The sequence below is a fragment of the Cupriavidus necator genome, from assembly GCF_013141915.1.
Lineage (GTDB): Bacteria > Pseudomonadota > Gammaproteobacteria > Burkholderiales > Burkholderiaceae > Cupriavidus > Cupriavidus necator_B.
In genome coordinates, this window is sequence record NZ_SROX01000013.1 from 15,273 (window position 1) to 31,983 (window position 16,711).

General features: G+C 68.9%; 14 protein-coding genes. 5 read left to right on the forward strand and 9 right to left on the reverse strand.

Features of this window, described 5'->3' with window-relative positions:
- Positions 1 to 13: 13 nt before the first annotated feature.
- Entirely contained in the window at positions 14 to 790 is a 777-nt protein-coding gene (locus E5S69_RS21660; RefSeq protein WP_171516683.1) for a uracil-DNA glycosylase, read from the forward strand.
- A 4-nt stretch (positions 791 to 794) separates the two neighbouring features.
- On the opposite strand, the gene E5S69_RS21665 is transcribed toward E5S69_RS21660, so the two are convergent.
- Entirely contained in the window at positions 795 to 1,073 is a 279-nt protein-coding gene (locus E5S69_RS21665) for an acylphosphatase (protein ID WP_171516684.1), read from the reverse strand.
- Between the two features lie 220 nt (positions 1,074 to 1,293).
- Between E5S69_RS21665 and E5S69_RS21670 the strand changes: the two genes are divergently transcribed.
- Complete coding sequence (locus E5S69_RS21670) at positions 1,294 to 3,048, forward strand: ABC transporter permease (RefSeq protein ID WP_171516685.1); 1,755 nt, start codon at positions 1,294 to 1,296, stop codon at positions 3,046 to 3,048.
- A gap of 16 nt (positions 3,049 to 3,064) precedes the next feature.
- Complete coding sequence (locus E5S69_RS21675) at positions 3,065 to 4,393, forward strand: nitrate/sulfonate/bicarbonate ABC transporter ATP-binding protein (RefSeq protein WP_171516686.1); 1,329 nt, start codon at positions 3,065 to 3,067, stop codon at positions 4,391 to 4,393.
- Between the two features lie 67 nt (positions 4,394 to 4,460).
- Here E5S69_RS21675 and E5S69_RS21680 read toward each other — a convergent pair whose 3' ends face one another.
- The 5 genes from E5S69_RS21680 to E5S69_RS21700 form a co-directional block, all read right to left on the reverse strand.
- Positions 4,461 to 6,875: an FUSC family protein gene (locus E5S69_RS21680; protein WP_171516687.1), complete on the reverse strand. Its 2,415-nt coding sequence runs from the start codon at positions 6,873 to 6,875 to the stop codon at positions 4,461 to 4,463.
- 58 nt (positions 6,876 to 6,933) lie between these two features.
- Positions 6,934 to 8,748 carry a M61 family metallopeptidase gene (locus E5S69_RS21685; protein WP_171516688.1) on the reverse strand — a complete coding sequence of 605 codons (1,815 nt, stop codon included), beginning with the start codon at positions 8,746 to 8,748 and terminating at the stop codon, positions 6,934 to 6,936.
- A gap of 65 nt (positions 8,749 to 8,813) precedes the next feature.
- Positions 8,814 to 9,818 (reverse strand): MDR family oxidoreductase, encoded by a 1,005-nt coding sequence (locus tag E5S69_RS21690; protein WP_171516689.1) that lies wholly within the window; start codon positions 9,816 to 9,818, stop codon positions 8,814 to 8,816.
- A 110-nt stretch (positions 9,819 to 9,928) separates the two neighbouring features.
- Positions 9,929 to 10,687 carry a DsbC family protein gene (locus E5S69_RS21695; RefSeq protein WP_171516690.1) on the reverse strand — a complete coding sequence of 253 codons (759 nt, stop codon included), beginning with the start codon at positions 10,685 to 10,687 and terminating at the stop codon, positions 9,929 to 9,931.
- Between the two features lie 47 nt (positions 10,688 to 10,734).
- Entirely contained in the window at positions 10,735 to 12,024 is a 1,290-nt protein-coding gene (locus E5S69_RS21700) for a UbiH/UbiF family hydroxylase (RefSeq protein WP_171516691.1), read from the reverse strand.
- A gap of 256 nt (positions 12,025 to 12,280) precedes the next feature.
- Here E5S69_RS21700 and E5S69_RS21705 point away from each other — a divergent pair, with 256 nt between their 5' ends.
- Both E5S69_RS21705 and ychF read left to right on the forward strand, forming a co-directional pair.
- Positions 12,281 to 12,526: a hypothetical protein gene (locus E5S69_RS21705; RefSeq protein WP_171516692.1), complete on the forward strand. Its 246-nt coding sequence runs from the start codon at positions 12,281 to 12,283 to the stop codon at positions 12,524 to 12,526.
- A 277-nt stretch (positions 12,527 to 12,803) separates the two neighbouring features.
- Positions 12,804 to 13,895, forward strand: a complete 1,092-nt coding sequence (gene ychF, locus E5S69_RS21710) for a redox-regulated ATPase YchF (protein WP_171516693.1) — start codon at positions 12,804 to 12,806, stop codon at positions 13,893 to 13,895.
- 74 nt (positions 13,896 to 13,969) lie between these two features.
- On the opposite strand, the gene E5S69_RS21715 is transcribed toward ychF, so the two are convergent.
- Genes E5S69_RS21715 through E5S69_RS21725 form a run of 3 tightly spaced genes read right to left on the reverse strand, consistent with a single transcriptional unit; the run spans position 13,970 to position 16,640 of the window.
- Entirely contained in the window at positions 13,970 to 14,467 is a 498-nt protein-coding gene (locus tag E5S69_RS21715) for a GDYXXLXY domain-containing protein (protein WP_171516694.1), read from the reverse strand.
- Positions 14,464 to 15,579, reverse strand: a complete 1,116-nt coding sequence (locus E5S69_RS21720; RefSeq protein WP_171516695.1) for a DUF4401 domain-containing protein — start codon at positions 15,577 to 15,579, stop codon at positions 14,464 to 14,466. Before E5S69_RS21720 ends, E5S69_RS21715 begins: the two co-directional genes overlap by 4 nt.
- Positions 15,576 to 16,640, reverse strand: coding sequence for a DUF2157 domain-containing protein (locus E5S69_RS21725; protein WP_236901406.1), 1,065 nt, complete (start codon positions 16,638 to 16,640; stop codon positions 15,576 to 15,578). The genes E5S69_RS21720 and E5S69_RS21725 overlap by 4 nt, the downstream gene beginning before the upstream one ends.
- Positions 16,641 to 16,711: the final 71 nt, after the last annotated feature.

Below are 16,711 nucleotides of genomic sequence, written 5' to 3' on the forward strand. Positions count from 1 at the left end.
GCGCCTTTCCAGCATGCAAGCCGATCTCTTTGCCGCCGAAGCGCCTCGCGCTGCGGGTGAGCCCGCCGCCGCCGCCAGCCTGCAGGCCCAGGCCGATGCCCTGCCCGCCGCCTGGCGCGCCCTGCTTGAACCCTGCATCGCCGTGCCGGCGTGGCGGGAACTCGCTGCCTTCGTCGATGGCGAGCGCGCCGCCGGCAAGCCGGTGTTCCCGCACCATGTCTTCCATGCGCTGCACCTGACGCCGCCCGATGCGGTCAGGGTGGTGATCCTGGGGCAGGATCCCTACCACGGCACCGGCACGGTCGGCGGCGTGGAACTGCCGCAGGCGCACGGGCTGGCCTTCTCGGTGCCGGAAGGCGTCAAGGTGCCGCCCAGCCTGCGCAACATCTTCAAGGAGATCGCCGCCGAATTCGGTGCCGACGGCAATTGCCCGCCGCGCACCTCCGGCAACCTGGAAGGGTGGGCGCGCCAGGGCGTGCTGCTGCTCAACACCGTGCTGACGGTCGAGCAGGGCCAGGCGGCCAGTCATGCGCGGCGCGGCTGGGAAGCCGTCACCGATTGCCTGATCCGGCACCTCGCCGCCACCCGCCCGAACCTGGTGTTCATGCTGTGGGGCAGCCATGCGCAGGCCAAGAAGCCGCTGCTGGGCGTCGGCCACTGCGTGCTGGAAGCGCCGCACCCATCGCCGTTGTCGGCGCATCGGGGTTTCCTCGGCTGCGGTCATTTCCGCGAAGCCAACCGCTGGCTGGAAGCCCACGGCCGGGCTCCGGTCGACTGGACCGCCGCCTGATTGTCTAGATCGTTGGCCGGAATTCGAAGCCGGCAAACTCGCCTTCACCACGCCCGACCTCGACAAAGGTCACTTGCGCCGCCGGCGGGCCGGTTTCCATCCAGGCCTGCAGCGCTTCCAGTTGGCTGACGGTGCCGTGCGCCATCACCTCGACCGTGCCATCGGCCCGGTTGCGCACCCAGCCGCCCAGGCCGAGTTCATCCGCCGCGTCGGCACAGGCAGCGCGATAGCCCACGCCCTGCACGCGCCCGTGGGCGACCAGCCGCCAGGTTGCCTTCTTCATGGTGCTTTCCCCGTGAGCGCACGCGACGCATGCGCGTTGTGTCATCGACACCAAGTAAACTAGACCGCCATGCCAGGCGTTACCAAGAGATGCGCGCCGCCCGGCGCGATCAGCATGAAGCCGGCGGCATGCGGGCTTTGCCGTTGTCCGCCGGGGCCGCGAACCAGGGTCAGGCCACAAGCCTGGGCCCTCCAAGCTCGACCCAGCCCGAGAAGCGCCCATGATGCCATCCGCCGACCGCAGCGCGGCCCCGCCCGCCCCTGGCTTTGACAGCCAGTTGCTGCGCGCCCCGCCCAACCGCTTCGACCTGGCGCTGCTGCCGATCATCCTGGCCGTCATCGTGATGATCGCGTTCACCGCGCAGCAGATGAATGTCCCGTTCCAGCCCGAGCAGCCACTGGCGGTGCACCTGGACGTGGCCTACCTGCCCTACTACCTGATGCGTACCAGCATTCGCATGCTGGCCGCGCTGGCGGCGTCGCTGCTGTTCTCGCTGGCCTTTGCCGCGCTGGCGTCCAAGAGCCGCACGGCAGAGAAAGTGCTGGTGCCAGCGCTGGACATCCTGCAGTCGATCCCGGTGCTGGGCTTCCTGTCGATCACCGTGACCGGCTTCATCGCCCTGTTCCCGGGCAACCTGGCGGGCGTGGAGTGCGCGGCGATCTTCGCCATCTTCACCTCGCAGGCCTGGAACATGGCGTTCAGCCTGTACCAGTCGTTCCGCACCATCCCGGGCGATCTGCTGGAAGCCGCGGCCATGTTCCGGCTGTCGCCGTGGCAGCGCTTCTGGCGGCTGGAGGTGCCGTACGCCATGCCGGGACTGCTGTGGAACATGATGATGTCGATGTCCGGCGGCTGGTTCTTCGTGGTCGCTTCCGAGGCCATCTCGGTGTCGGGCCACGAGATCCGGCTGCCCGGCATCGGCTCCTATATCGCGCTGGCGATCCAGCAGCAGGACCTGGCCGCGATCGGCTGGGCCATCGTGGCGATGCTGGTCGGCATCCTGCTGTATGACCAGCTGCTGTTCCGCCCGCTGGTGGCATGGGCCGACCGCTTCCGCTTCGAGACGCTGGCGCAGGACAAGCTGCCGCAATCGTGGCTGCTGGACCTGCTGCGCCGCTCGGCATGGGTGGGCGCGCTGCTCGCGCAGGCTGCGGCGCTGGCCTCGCGCACGCTGGCCTGGGGCGCGCCCGCCCGCGTGCCGGCGCCGGTCGGTCCGGCCGATCCGCGCCGCGCGCAATGGCTGGGCCGTGCGCGCGACGCCGCGATCGTGCTGGTGGCGCTGGCCGCGCTGCTGCGCGTGGGCTATTTCGTGCACAGCGAGGTGGGCTGGGCCGAAGTCGTCCATGTGCTGTGGCTCGGCACGCTGACCATGGTGAGGGTGATCGTGCTGATTGCGCTGGCGGCGCTGGTGTGGGTGCCGATCGGCATCCGCATCGGCCTGAATCCCGATTTGGCGCGCATCGCCCAGCCCGTCGCGCAGTTCCTGGCCGCGTTCCCGGCCAACCTGATGTTTCCGCTGGCGGTGATGCTGATCGCGCGCTTCGGGCTGAATCCGGAGATCTGGCTGAGCCCGCTGCTGATCTTCGGCACCCAGTGGTACATCCTGTTCAACGTGATCGCGGGGGCGTCCGGCATTCCCACAGAGCTGAAGCTTGCCGCGCGCAACTTCGGGCTGCGTGGCTGGCTGCTGTGGAAGCGCTTCCTGATCCCGGCGGTCTTCCCCAGCCTGCTGACCGGCCTGGTCACTGCCGCGGGCGGCTCGTGGAACGCCAGCATCGTGTCCGAATACGTGACCTGGGGCGACCGCACCATCGTCGCCACCGGCCTCGGCAGCTATATCGCCGAGACCACCGCGCGCGGCGACTTCCCGCGCATTGCGCTGGGCATCGGCGTGATGGCGCTGTTCGTGGTCGGCTTCAACCGGCTGCTGTGGAACCGCCTGTACCAACTTGCGCAGGAGCGCACCCGCCTGTAAGGCAGGCAAGGCAACGATGGCAGAAAACATGACAACCTCCACCGCGCCCGCGGTGATCGAACTGCGCGGCGTCGGCAAGATCTTCCGCACCACCAGCCAGAGCGACCGCGCCGTGCTCGAGGGCGTGGACCTGACCCTGCGCGAGGGCGAGATCGTCGCCATGCTGGGCAAGTCCGGCTCGGGCAAGTCCACGCTGCTGCGCATCATGGCCGGGCTGGTCGGCGCCGACCGCGGCGAAGTGCATTTTCGCGGCCAGCGCCTGGCTGGCACCGCCGACGGCATCGCCATGGTGTTCCAGTCGTTCGCGCTGTTTCCGTGGCTGACGGTGCAGCAGAACGTCGAGCTCGGGCTGGAGGCGCAGGGCGTGCCCCGGGCCGAGCGCGAGCGCCGCGCCGAAGCCGCGATCGACATGATCGGGCTGGCCGGCTTCAACAGCGCGCTACCGCGCGAATTGTCCGGCGGCATGCGCCAGCGCGTGGGTATCGCGCGCGCGCTGGTGACCGAGCCCGACCTGCTGCTGATGGACGAAGCGTTCTCGGCCCTGGACGTGCTGACCGGCGAAACCCTGCGCGACGAGATGCTGGCATTGTGGGCAAGCGGCCGCGCGAATATCCGCAGCATCCTGATCGTTTCGCACAATATCGAAGAGGCGGTGATGATGGCCGACCGCATCGTGATCCTGTCGAGCGACCCGGGCCGCATCCGCGCCGAAGTGCCGGTGGCGCTGCCGCGCCCGCGCAACCGCGACAGCGCGCAGGTGCGCGCGCTGGTCGATGAAATCTACGCGCTGATGACGGCCCCCGCTGAAACGCGCCTGCCCGCTCCCGCGCGCGAGATCGGCTATCGGCTGCCGGACGCCGACATCAGCCAGATGGAAGCCATCCTCGACCTGCTGTGCGAGGCGCCGTTCAATTGCCGCGCCGACCTGCCGCACCTGGCCGACGAGGCCGGCCTGACCGACGACGAACTGCTGCCGGCCTGCGAGGCGCTGCAGCTGGTCCAACTGGTATCGATCGAGGCCGGCGATATCACCGCGACCGACGCGGGCCGCGCGTACTACGCCGCCGAGCCCCAGCAGCGCAAGGCGATCTTCGGCCGGCAGCTGCTCGCCAACGTCGCGCTGGCCGCGCATGTGCGCCGTGAACTGGTGGCGAGCGAAGCGGGCGAGATTGGCGAGGAACAGGTGCTTGAGGAACTGGAGCAGTTCCTCAAGCCGGCGGAGGCCGAGCGCGTGCTGAGCGTGGCGATCGGGTGGGGACGGTATGGGGAGATTTTCGAGTACAGCTATAACAGCGGGCGGTTGACGTTGCCGGAGGATGAGGGGGCGGCGGGGCACGGCGTTTGAGCTGCCCGCCGGCTTGCTCCCCTCTCCCGCGGGCGGGAGAGGGGAGAAAACCATCGAAATCGGACTGCTACGATCGCGCCCGCATCGCCCGCCCGATCGCCCCCGTCCGCAGCGCGATCTTGGCCGCGTCCTCGCGCAGCGCGCGCAGCCGGCGTTCCAGCACGGCATTGGCCGAGCGGCCGGTGGAGCTTGAGGTCGGCCCTGCCCGCTCGCTCGACTCACCCGCCGCGGCAGCCTGCACCAGCGTGTCGGTGCGGCGCTTGTCGGCGGAATCGGCCAGGCGCGCACGGCGTTCCGCGGCGGCGTCTTCTGCGGCTTCGGCCGCTTCGGCGCTGACGGTTTCGACGACGGCTTCAGGCGCCGCTTCGGCAGCCTCTTCAGGCACCGCCTCTGCGGCAACGGCAACCGGCTGGTCCTCGTCCGCAGGCACGGTTTCCTTGCGTTCCGCCGGCGCCTTGTCGCTGCGGATAAAGCCAGCGCCGCGGCCGCCGCCGCGCTCGTCGGCATGCAGCCGTTCGCTGGCCACCTGCAGGCTGTGGCTGGCGGCCTCGGTGGCTTGCTCGATCGCGGCTTCGGCGGCCGGCAGGTCGAGTTCGTCGTAATGCTGGCGTACCTGGATCCGCGCCGCAGCCACGTGCGCGGCCACCAGGTAGTTCTGCACGATGAAGCGATTCAGGTTGTCGACCGCGCGATGCCGGCTCTTGGGCTCGTCCAGCATGCGCTGGAACGACGAGATCAGCGCCGACAGGTTGTCCATGAACTGCTTGCGCTGCACGCGGTAGGCAAAATCATCCTTGGCCCGGCGCAGCAGCAGGTCGCGCGTGGCGGCGATATAGCGGCGGTTGGCCTGCAGCACGTTCTCCACCAGCTTGGGGATGGCACGGTACTCCCAGCTTGGCAGCACGAAGCTGAACAGCGACGCGATGATGCCGCCGATCACCGTATCCACCAGCCGCTCGCCCGCCACGGTGGGGCTGTTCGGCATCAGCAGGTGGATCTGGATCAGCACCTGGATGCAGGCGGCTATCGCGGTGTAGCGGTACTTGATGGTGACGAACGCGGCGCTGGCCACCAGCGACAGGAACAGCACGCCCAGCAGGATCAGCGGCTGGTGCACCACCTTCAGGATCGCCACGGACACCACGCAGCCGATCAGCGTGCCGATCACGCGGTCGTTGTAGCGCTGCTTGGTCATGCTGAAGTTAGGCTTCAGGATGACGATGATGGTCAGCAGGATCCAGTAGCTGTGCGACACGTACGGCAGATGTTCGGCGATCCACAGCCCCAGCGCCACCGCCATCGAGATCCGCAGCGCAAAACGGAACGCCGGCGACCGCCACTTCAGGTTGTCGCGCAGCACGCTCAGCTCATACTTCTGGCGCGTCAGGAACGGCGTCATGTCCGACCCTGGCAGCACCTTGGCCGGCTCCACCGGGGTGCGCGAGGCCTCGTGCAACTGGCCGATCAGCGCGATCGCGCCGCGCATCATGTCCAGCGTCTCGACCAGCGCCGTCATCGCCGCCGGGTTGATATGGTGGTGGCGCAGTTGGGCAATCTCGGCCTCGACCGCGCGCAGGCCCTGGCGGTACTCCACCGTGGCGTAAGATCCCCGCCCGCGCGTGACTTCATAGGCGATCTCTTCCACGTCCTTGCACATCCGCAGCACCAGCGCGCGCAGGTGGTCCAGCACCGGCGTGCCGGCGAAGGTCTGGCGCAGCATCGGGTAGTCGGTGTTGGTCGACAGGATGTACTCGTAGAGGTCCAGCATGCGCAGGTGCACCTGCACCAGCAGCCCGTCGTGCGGGGTGCGGTTGCCGCGCAGCACCAGGTCGCGCGCGGCCTGCTGGCGCTCGGCCACCACGATCTGTTGGCGCACCAGCTGGTTGAACTGGGCCTCGAAGTCATTGCCGGCGTCGTAGAAGCCGGCCTTGATTTCGAGATAGCCGGCCAGCTCGTACAGCGATTCGGCCAGCACCTGCTGCTTGGTGCGACGTTCGGTGGCCCAGCTCACCAGCATCGCGTAACCGAGATAGGCGACCGCGCCGATGCTGAACAGCGCCGCGTGCTCCAGCGCGCGCCGTACCAAAAAGTCTTCGTTGATCGTGAGCGTCATCACGAACAGCGCCGAGAACTGCAGCGGCAGCGTCTTGTTGCCGTACACCGTCATCATGCCGGCCAGGAACGTCACCAGCACCAGCAGGAACGGCATCACGCGCGGGAACGGCGTGGCCAGCGCCACCACCAGCGTGACCAGGCTGCACAGCAGCACGCTGGCCAGCATCTCGTTGAACTTGTGGTTCAGCGGGCTGGGCAGGTCCATCAGGCTGGTGCACAGCGCGCCCATCGACACCACCATGGCGGTGGGCAGGTCGCTGAACTGCAGCGCGATCAGCGTCGCGCCGATCACCCCCGTGGCCGAGCGCAGCCCCCGGTAGACATAGTGCGAATACAGGAAGGTGCGGGGATCGTGCGCGTATTGCATGCAGCGGGGCGGTGGACTGCGGTGGCGGTGGCTGGGGTCGCGGCGGAAGAAGACTGGCTCACTGGCCCAGCCAGCGCGAGCGCGCCGCGTGGCGTGCGCCCTCCGGCTTGAGCTTGTACTGCGCCGCCGGCTCGCGTGCCAGCGTCACCGGCAGGACCTGCAGCTCGTCGCGGCGGAAGGCGTGCACCTCGATGCGGTCACCGGTGCGGTAGCGCGCCAGCAGCTTGTCGAGCTGGCCCGGGGCCACGCGCAGGCCGTCGACCGCCACCAGCAGGTCGCCGGCGGACAGGCCCGCGGCCTGCGCGGCGCCGCCGTCCAGCACCTGGGTGACGCGCACCCAGCCATCCTCGGTCTTGACCTTGATCCCCAGCGCCGCGGTACGCGCCGGCTTCTGCGCCTCTGCCTTGACGCCGAACGCCTTGAACAGCGCCGGCAGCGGCAGTTCGCCGGTGCCTTCGGTCAGCGCGCGCAGCAGCGGCCCCAGGCGCAGGCCGGTCACCTCATCGAACAGTGCATGGACCTCGGCCTCGGTCACGCCGCGCTGCACCGCGTCCGGCGCGTAGAAGCCGCGGCCGTAGCCGCGCCACAGTGCGCGCATGACATCGTCGAGCGAGCGCCGCCCGCGGGTCTTGTCGCGGATGGTCAGGTCCAGCGCCAGCGCCACCAGCGCGCCCTTGGTGTAGTAGCTGACGATGGCGTTGGGTGCGTTTTCGTCCTGGCGGTAGTACTTGGTCCAGGCGTCGAACGAGCTTTCCGCCACGCTTTGCTTGGTGCGGCCGCTGCCGCGCAGCACGCCGTTCCAGGTCTTGGCCAGCATCTCGACGTACTGCGCCTCGGTGACGCAGCCCGAGCGCACCAGCACCAGGTCGTCGTAGTAGCTGGTGAAGCCTTCGAACAGCCACAGCAGCGGCGTGTAGGTTTCCTGCGCCAGCCGGTACGGCACGAACGCCGCCGGCTTGATGCGCTTGACGTGCCAGGTGTGGAAATACTCGTGGCTGCACAGCCCGAGGAAGGTGCGATAGCCCTCGCTGTTTTCGCTGTTGCCGCGCACCGGCAAGTCGTTGCGCGAGCAGATCAATGCGGTGCTGGCGCGATGTTCCAGGCCGCCGTAGCCATCGCTGGTGACCATGGTCATGAACACGTAGCGCCGGTTGCTGTCGAGGAACGGCGCCTGCGCGGTCCTGGGCTCGAACAGCCGGATCTGCGTCTCGCAGATGCGCTTCAGATCGCGGCATACACGCTCGAGATCCAGCTGCGGCACGCGGCCGGTGAAGACCACGTCGTGCTGCGCGCCGCAGGCGCGGAAGCTGGCCAGCTGGAAGGTGCCCATCTCGACCGGGTGGTCGACCAGCTCGTCGTAGTCGGCGACCTGGTAGCGGCCGAAGCCGTAGCGCCTGGCGCCGTCGCGGCCCGGCGCCTCGCGCATCGCGGTGGCCACGCGCCAGTCGCGGTAGGCCTCGCCCGCGGGCGCGTGGATGTCGACGGTGCATGGCCGCTCGGCCTGCCCGTCCACGCACAGGAACACCGAGCTGCCGTTGAAGAAGCCGTGGGTGGTATCCAGGTGCGCGGCGCGCACCGACAGGTCCCAGGCGTAGACCTCGTAGCTGAGCGTCAGCGGGCCGTCGGCCAGGCTGACCGGCGCGGCCTGCCAGCGCTGCTTGTCGAGCTTGGTCAGCGCAACCTCGCGCCCGCCCGCGTCGGCGCGGATGCGCACGATATTGCGGGCGAAGTCGCGGATCATGTAGCTGCCCGGAATCCACGCCGGCAGCGAGAAACACTGGCCGGCCGGATCGGGCTCGCTGACGGTGACGGTAACGGCAAACAGATGCGCTTCAGGCTGAAGCGGGGCGATGGCGTAGCGGATCGGCGTCATGGGCACGATTGTAACGTCGGCGCCTGCGGGAGAGCGCCGACGCAGGAGATGCATCAAGGCACGGCTCAGCCGCGGTTCACATCCACCACCACGCGCCCGCGCATGCCGCCTTCCATGATCTTGCGGCCGGCCTCGATGGCATCGCCCAGCCCGATCTCGCGCGTCAGCGCATGCAGGCGGTCCAGTTCCAGGTCGCTGGCCAGCCGCTGCCAGGCTTGCTCGCGCAGCGGCATTGCCGCCATCACGCTGTCGATGCCGTGCAGCGTGATGCCGCGCAGGATGAAGGGCGCCACCGAACCGGGAAAATCCAGCCCCTGCGCCAGCCCGCACGCCGTTACCACGCCGCCGTAACGCACCTGCGCGCACGCATTGACCAGCGTGTGCGAGCCCACCGAATCGACCACCGCGGCCCAGCGCTCCTTCTGCAGCGGCTTGCCTGGCACGCCCAGTTCGGCGCGGTCGATCACGTCGTCGGCACCCAGCGCCTTGAGGAAATCCGCCTCGCGCGTCTTGCCGGTCGACGCCACCACCTTGTAGCCCAGCTTGCTCAGCAGCGCGATCGCCACCGAACCGACGCCGCCCGAGGCGCCCGTCACCAGCACCTCGCCATCGCCCGGACGGACCGGGCCGTTGACGCCGCCCCGCTCCAGCGCCAGCACCGACAGCATCGCGGTGTAGCCGGCGGTGCCGATGGCCATGGCCTGGCGCGTGGTGAAGGCAGCCGGCAGCGGCACCAGCCAGTCGCCCTTCAGGCGCGCGCGCTGCGCCAGGCAGCCCCAGTGGGTCTCGCCCACGCCGTAGCCATTGAGCACCACCTTGTCGCCGGCATGCCAGCGCGGATGCGCGGATTCCAGCACCGTGCCGGCGCCATCGATGCCCGCCACCATCGGCCACTTGCGCACCACCGGCGAACGGCCCGTGATCGCCAGGCCGTCCTTGAAATTGATGGTGGAGTACTCGACCGCGACCAGGACGTCACCATCAGCGGGCAGCTGTGCCTCGTCGAGGGTGGCGATATTGGCCTGGGTAGCGCCGTCGGCCTGGGTCAGCAGCAATGCCTGGAAAGTCATGGTGTCTCCTTGGTCGCCTGGCGGCGCTCTCATGCAACGATGGGAATGGCGGAAAGCACGACGGCCGGACAAGTCCGGCCGTCGATCGAGCCGGGACAGGTCCGGCGCGCTTATTTCTTGATGCTGGCGAGCTTGCGCTCGAGCGTGGCGACGTCCGCCGCGCCGGGGATGCGCGTGCCGTCGGTAAAGAACACTGCCGGGGTGCCGGTCACGTTCATGCTGTGGCCCAGCGCCAGGTTCTCTTCCAGCGGGGTCTTGCAGCTGCCGTTGCCGGTCAGCGCCACCTGCTTGAGCATCCAGTCGCGCCAGGTCTTGGTGCGGTCGGCCGCGCACCAGACCTGCCTGGCCTTGGTTTCCGAATCCGGCGACAGCACGGGGTACAGGAAGGTGTACACGGTGATGTTGTCCATCTGCTGGAAGGTCTGCTCGATGCGCTTGCAGTAGCCGCAGTTGGGGTCGGAGAACACCGCCACCTGGCGGCTGCCATCGCCCTTGGTCCACTTGATCGCGCGCGCCAGCGGCAGGTCCGACCACTTGATGCGGTTGATCTCGGCGAGCCGCTCCTCGGTCAGGTTGGTGCCGGTGCGGGTGTCGATCATCTCGCCGTTCAGGATGTAGCGGCCGGTGGCGTCGGTGTACACCACCTGGCCGCCGATATTGGCTTCGAACAGGCCCGGCACCGGGGTCTTGCCGACGCTCTTCACTTCGGCGCGGCCGCCCAGCATCTTCTGCAGGGACTCCTTGATGCGGTCGGTGCCGGGCTCGCCCGCCGCCATGGCATGCAGCGCGAAGCCAGCCGCGGCCAGCCCGCCGGCGATGGCCGTGATCGTGGCGTAGAGGGCGGGACGGCGGCGCAGGGATGGGAACATGTGGACTCCAGGGAATTCGGTAAGGGTTCGGACGATGCCGTGCGGGCTCAGCCCAGCGCGCGCCCGATCAGCAAGCGCTTTAGCAGGGACTGGCCGCCCACCGCGCGCATGCCGGTATTGCGCACTACCCGCGCCACGCTGCCCGGCAGCGAGAACAGCCGGTGCAGGCCATCGGTGGCAGCGGTCAGCGACAGCAGGTCGGTGGCGCGCGCGCGCTCGTAGCGGCGCAGCAGGCGCAGGTCGCCCTCGCTGCGGAAAGGTTCTTTGTCGGCCATCACGCGGCCAAGTTCCGCGACGTCGCGCAGGCCCAGGTTCATGCCCTGGCCGGCAAGCGGATGCACCACGTGCGCGGCGTCGCCCACCAGCGCCACGTGCGGCTGCACGACCTGGTCGGCACGCTGCAGCACCAGCGGGAAGCCCTGCGCGGGCGTGACGCAGCGCAACGCGCCGAACTGCGCGCCGACCGCGCCGCTGGCGCCCTGCATCACAGTGGCGGCCAGCGCCTCAGGCGACAGCGCCAGCAGTTCACGCGCGTGCGCTTCATCGGCGGACCAGACCATCGACACACGGTTGCCGGGCAGCGGCAGCATCGCCAGCACTTCGCCGTTGGCGGGCTCCTCGTCGGCCATCAGCTTTTCCGGCGCGCCCAGGAACCACTGCCAGGCGGTTTCATGGTGCGGCCGCTCGCAGGCAAAATTGGCGACCACGCCAAGCTGGCGGTACTTGCGCGTGCTGACGCCGATATGGCACTGCTGGCGCAGCCACGAGCGCGCGCCGTCGGCGCCGATCGCCAGCGCAGTGCGCACCTTGCCGCCGCCGTCCAGCGTCAGCGTGATGCCGTCGGGGTCGCGCTCGCACAGGCTGGCGGTGCCGTCGTGCCACGTGACCTGGTGCTGGAATCCCAGGGCGGTGTCGAGCGCGCGCTCGACATGGCGCGACTCGATGATCCACGCCAGTTGCGGTACCGCCGCGGCATAGGCGGAAAAATGCAGGTCGCCGTCGAAGCTGGGCGAGGTCTCGGCGGCGCTGACGTCGCCGAACACGCGCATGTCGCGCACCGGCTGGATCCGCGCCGGGTCAAGCGCCTCCCACACGCGCATGCGTTCCAGCAGCGCCTGCGAGCTGGCGGAAAAGGCATAGATGCGGCCGTCCCAGTCGCCAGGCCCGGCGCTGCCCGCGGGGCGCACCGGCTTCGGCGCGATCAGCGCCACGTCCATGCCCTGCTGGGCCAGCAGCAGCGCGCAAGACTTGCCGACGATGCCGCCACCGACGACGGCAACCTGGAAAGCGGAGGATTTGCGCGCGGCAGGTCGCGCGGACGCGTGGGATCGGGTCATGGCTGGATTATAGCCACGTCACTCGGGGGCCCGTCCGAGCCAGCGTGCCAGCGCGATCGCGCCCTGGAAGACGCTGGGTAAGCCGTTTCAAAGCCTCCGGCCCTGTGCCTCGCATGGGTGGATCCTTATAACTGCGCGTCATAAGCCTTAGAACGAAACAATAGGGTTGGCGCTGCCACCGCCGGACATACGCAGGCGTATATTGAAACGAAATGTTTCTGGCCGGGGACTCACCACCTGAAGGGAGGTGGAACAAATGCTTAAAACACTATTGCTTGCCGTCGCCACCGTGGGGGCCATGGGCACGGCATTCGGGGGTACCGGTCCTCGCGACGTCTATACGGATGGCGCGAAGGTTTCGAAGTTTGATGTCTACACCGACGGCGCGCGCACCACCCGCGACACCTTTACTGACGGCGCACGGTCGGCTGACCAGCGCGACATGTTCACCGATGGGGCAAAGACCACCGATATGCGAGACGGATTCACTGACGGCGCCTGATCGCTACCCTGAAGATCTGGCACCTCGCACGATGCACGGCCAAGGCTGATCCCTTGGCCGTTTCGTTTGGCAGGGCTTCACGCCGCCCCGTTCCGGCCCTCCAAAAGGTTACAATCGCGGTTTTCGTGGCAAACGCGTGCAACCTCGCCGAGCCAGCGCGATGTGATGTCTTTGTCTCGTCCCGAAGCAGGCCCCGGCGGCAGCGCCCGATTCGCGCCCGCCACGGCTTGCGGGCCCCGGTGGCATCACGCAACCCATTGATTCCGAAGACCACACCATGACCCTCCAATGCGGCATCGTCGGCCTGCCTAACGTCGGCAAGTCCACGCTGTTCAATGCCCTGACCAAGGCCGGCATCGCCGCCGAAAACTATCCGTTCTGCACCATCGAACCCAATGTGGGCGTGGTGGAAGTTCCGGATCCCAGGCTCGCCAAGCTGGCCGAGATCGTCAAGCCGGAGCGCATCCTGCCGGCCACGGTCGAGTTTGTCGACATCGCCGGCCTGGTGGCGGGCGCCTCCAAGGGTGAAGGCCTGGGCAACCAGTTCCTGGCCAATATCCGCGAATGCGATGCCATCACCCACGTGGTGCGCTGCTTCGAGGACGACAACGTGATCCACGTGGCCGGCAAGGTCGACCCGCTGTCGGACATCGAAGTCATCAACACCGAACTCGCGCTGGCCGACCTGGCCACGGTCGAAAAGGCCCTGGCGCGCTACGTCAAGCCCGCACGCGCCGGCGACAAGGAAGCCCAGCGCCTGGTCGCCGTACTGGAAAAGGCCCAAACCGTGCTCGACCAGGCCAAGGCCGTGCGCACCCTGGACCTGGCGCCGGAAGAGTGGGAAGCCATCCGCCCGTTCTGCCTGATCACCGCCAAGCCGACCATGTACGTGGCCAACGTGCGTGAAGACGGCTTCGACAACAACCCGCACCTGGATGCGGTGCGCGAATACGCCAAGCAGACCGATTCCCCCGTGGTCGCCGTCTGCGCCGCCATCGAGGCCGAGATCGCCGATCTCGACGACGCCGACAAGGCCGAGTTCCTGGCCGACCTGGGCATGGAAGAGCCGGGCCTGGACCGCGTGATCCGTGCCGGCTTCAAACTGCTTGGCCTGCAGACGTACTTCACCGCCGGGGTCAAGGAAGTGCGCGCGTGGACCATCCACGTCGGCGATACCGCGCCCAAGGCGGCGGGCGTGATCCACACCGACTTCGAACGCGGCTTTATCCGCGCGCAGACCATCGCCTATGACGACTTCATCGCCTTCAAGGGCGAGACCGGCGCCAAGGAAGCCGGCAAGATGCGCGCCGAAGGCAAGGAGTATGTGGTGAAAGACGGCGATGTGATGAACTTCCTGTTCAACGTCTGAGTTCCGCCGAACCCCGCCAAAAAGCCCGCAGCGATGCGGGCTTTTTCATTGGCGTGGCGTACACCGCGCCTGCCTCACAGCTTCTCCATCCCCTTCCCGCGCAACCCCACCAGCAGCGCCTGCCCATCTGCTCCCACGCGAAATTCCCCATACTGGGCCTGGGCGAAGCGCTTGCCCTGTCCCTCCTGGAAGAAATACGCATCGGTCGACACCTGCACCTGCATGCCGCCCCAGCGCGAGCGCGCGGTCTGGTAGCGCAGCAGTTGCTCGCCGGCCGCCAGCGGCTCGGCGCCGTGCACGCGCACGAAGCTGGCAACGCCTTGTTCGTCGCGGCGGATCACGGCGACGCCGTCACGGGGAAGCCGGTCATCGTGCGCCCGGGCGGCGCGGATCTGGTTGCCGAGGTCGAAGTTCAGCGCCATGTAGTCGCCCTGCATCAGCGAGCGCGGGTCGACCGGCGCGAGCTTGAGGAAGACGGTATCGCCGCGCGCCAGCAGGCGCTCCTTGCCGGCGATGCCGACGGCGGCGAGCGCCAGCGTGAGGGCCCAGGCGATCAGGATCCAGCGTTTCATGCAGCCTCCATCGTTGCACGGCGCAGCAGCCAGGAGCGGCCGGCCAGCAGCAGCACGCCCGCCGCAGCGAGCGTGGCGGACTTGGCCAGAAGGGTCCAGTGCAGCGCCGAGTAGTACCAGATGAAGCCGATGGCGATGCTGGTAACGCCCAGCCCGAGCCACGGCGTCGAGGCCCTGCGCAGCGCCAGCCCGAGCGCAAGCACGCCGGCCACCACCGCGGGCGCGGCTGCCATCAGTGCGCCGAATGCCACCAGGCCGCCGAGCACGGCGCCTTGCATGGCCGCCCCGAGCGCCAGGCGGCGGCATTCGGCCAGCGCAAAGCCCGCCAGCATCACCGTGACCAATCCGCCCGCAGCCCAGTGCGCCAGCGGGATGCGCGCCGCGTCCGGCCCCTCCAGCCAGGCCAGCGGATGGCTCATGCCGGTGACGACCAGCGCCGCCGCCAGCGTGAACAGCAGCGTCGCGTCGGCCAGCGGTTCCAGCAACGCATGGCGGCCGTCCGCGCACAGGCGGGCTTCGGCCAGCGTGAAACCGGCCGCCAGCGCAGCGCCGAGCGGCACCAGCCAGCCGAGCGACCACGTCAGCAACAGCCAGTCCTCCGGCTTGCCGCCGGCCATGGCCAGATGCACGGCGCCGGCCAGCCCGATCCATGCGCCCAGCCCGCACAGCAGCCGGTGCAGCCGGTTCGGCACCAGCCAGGCGAGCGCGGCCTCGAACAGCGCCAGCGCGGCCCAGAAGCCCGCGCTCTCGGCGACGCGCGTGAAGCCTAGCGCCTCGGTCAGGCCGAACACGGCCATGCCCTGCCCGCTCAGGCTGACCGCCAGCGCGAACTGCCCCGCGGCGATGCCGCCGCCGCGCCAGTACAGCAGCGCCGCCAGCGCAATCATGGCCAGCCCGGTGACGGCCATGGCCACGCCGTTCTCGCGCGCGGCAACGAACACCGTGCCGACCAGGAAGAACTGGAAAAACAAGGCGCCCAGCCAGCCGGCCGCGCCCATCAGGCAGCGCACCGCCCACGGCGTATGGGGGTGCGCGGGCGGCTCGCCCTGAACGGCGCCGCGTGCGGCGAGTTGTTGCCAGAGCCGTTGCTCAGCCTGCAATACGTTGGTCATGCCTGCTCCAGCTGGCTGCGCCAGGCGCGCATCAGCCAGGCGGCCGCGGCGGTAGCCAGGCCGATGGTGAGCAGACCCAGCAACAGGAAAGCGCCGAAATCATCCTTGCCCTCGAACAGCACCTTGGCGATCGCGGCCACGGCCAGCACGATGGCGGTCAGGCAGGCCAGGCTCAGCACCACGATATCGAAGGCATGCCAGCGGAACCACCAGAGCAGCGCGGCCAGCGCCAGCACCGCCAGCACGAAGGCGGCGCCGTCGAAGTCGCTGCGCAGCAGGCTGGCCAGCCCGAGCGAGCCGGCATGCAGGCAGGCCAATGCCGCCAGCAGGCGGCCGCCGCTCTGCCCGCGAAAACCAAGCGCCGGCGCCTTCGCGCACAGCAACTGCCACAGCACCAGCTGCAGCGCCACGGCGCCCAGCAACGACAGCGTGGCAGTGCGCACGTGGCGCGAGTCGAACAGCAGTGCAAATACGCCGTCGACGCCGAAGCGGATGCTGAAATACCGCAGCAGCGCCACGTTGCCGACCACGATCACCAGCCACCAGTGCGGCGCCGCGCGCGCCGCCAGCGCCCACGGCACCGCCAGCAGCGCCCATAGCGCGAACAGCTGCCAGGCGTCGGCGCCGGTCTGGTAAGTCTGGCCGATCACGGCCAGCAACACCCCCGCCACCACCTGCGCGCCGCCCAGCGCGGCCCGGCCGGCGGCATCGCCCGCCGGCCGCAGCCAGGCCAGCCCTGCCAGCAACGTAATGGCGCCGGCCAGCAGGCCGAATTTGGAAAACTTGTGCAGGTCCTGCCAGTTGAAGGCAAAGAACACGATCACGCCGGCGCACAGCAGTGCGGTGCCCAGCGCCATCAACGCGGTATCCAGCCAGTGGCGCCAGTCCGCGGCGACCGGTTCGGTGCGCGCCCATGGCGCGGCAACCGCTGCTGGCGCCAGGCGGCCCAGCGCGCGCCAGTGGGCCAGCGCCTGGCGGATGGCGCGCCGGTCGCCGACGGCGTCACCGCCAGCTTCGCCCCGTTCCCCGGCGCCATGTGCTCCGATGCTTGTGCCTTGCATGCTCGCCCTTGCGTGCTGGAATGAGGGCGACTTTAGCAAAGTGATACGTGGGCCGCACCTGTTGCGTGGGA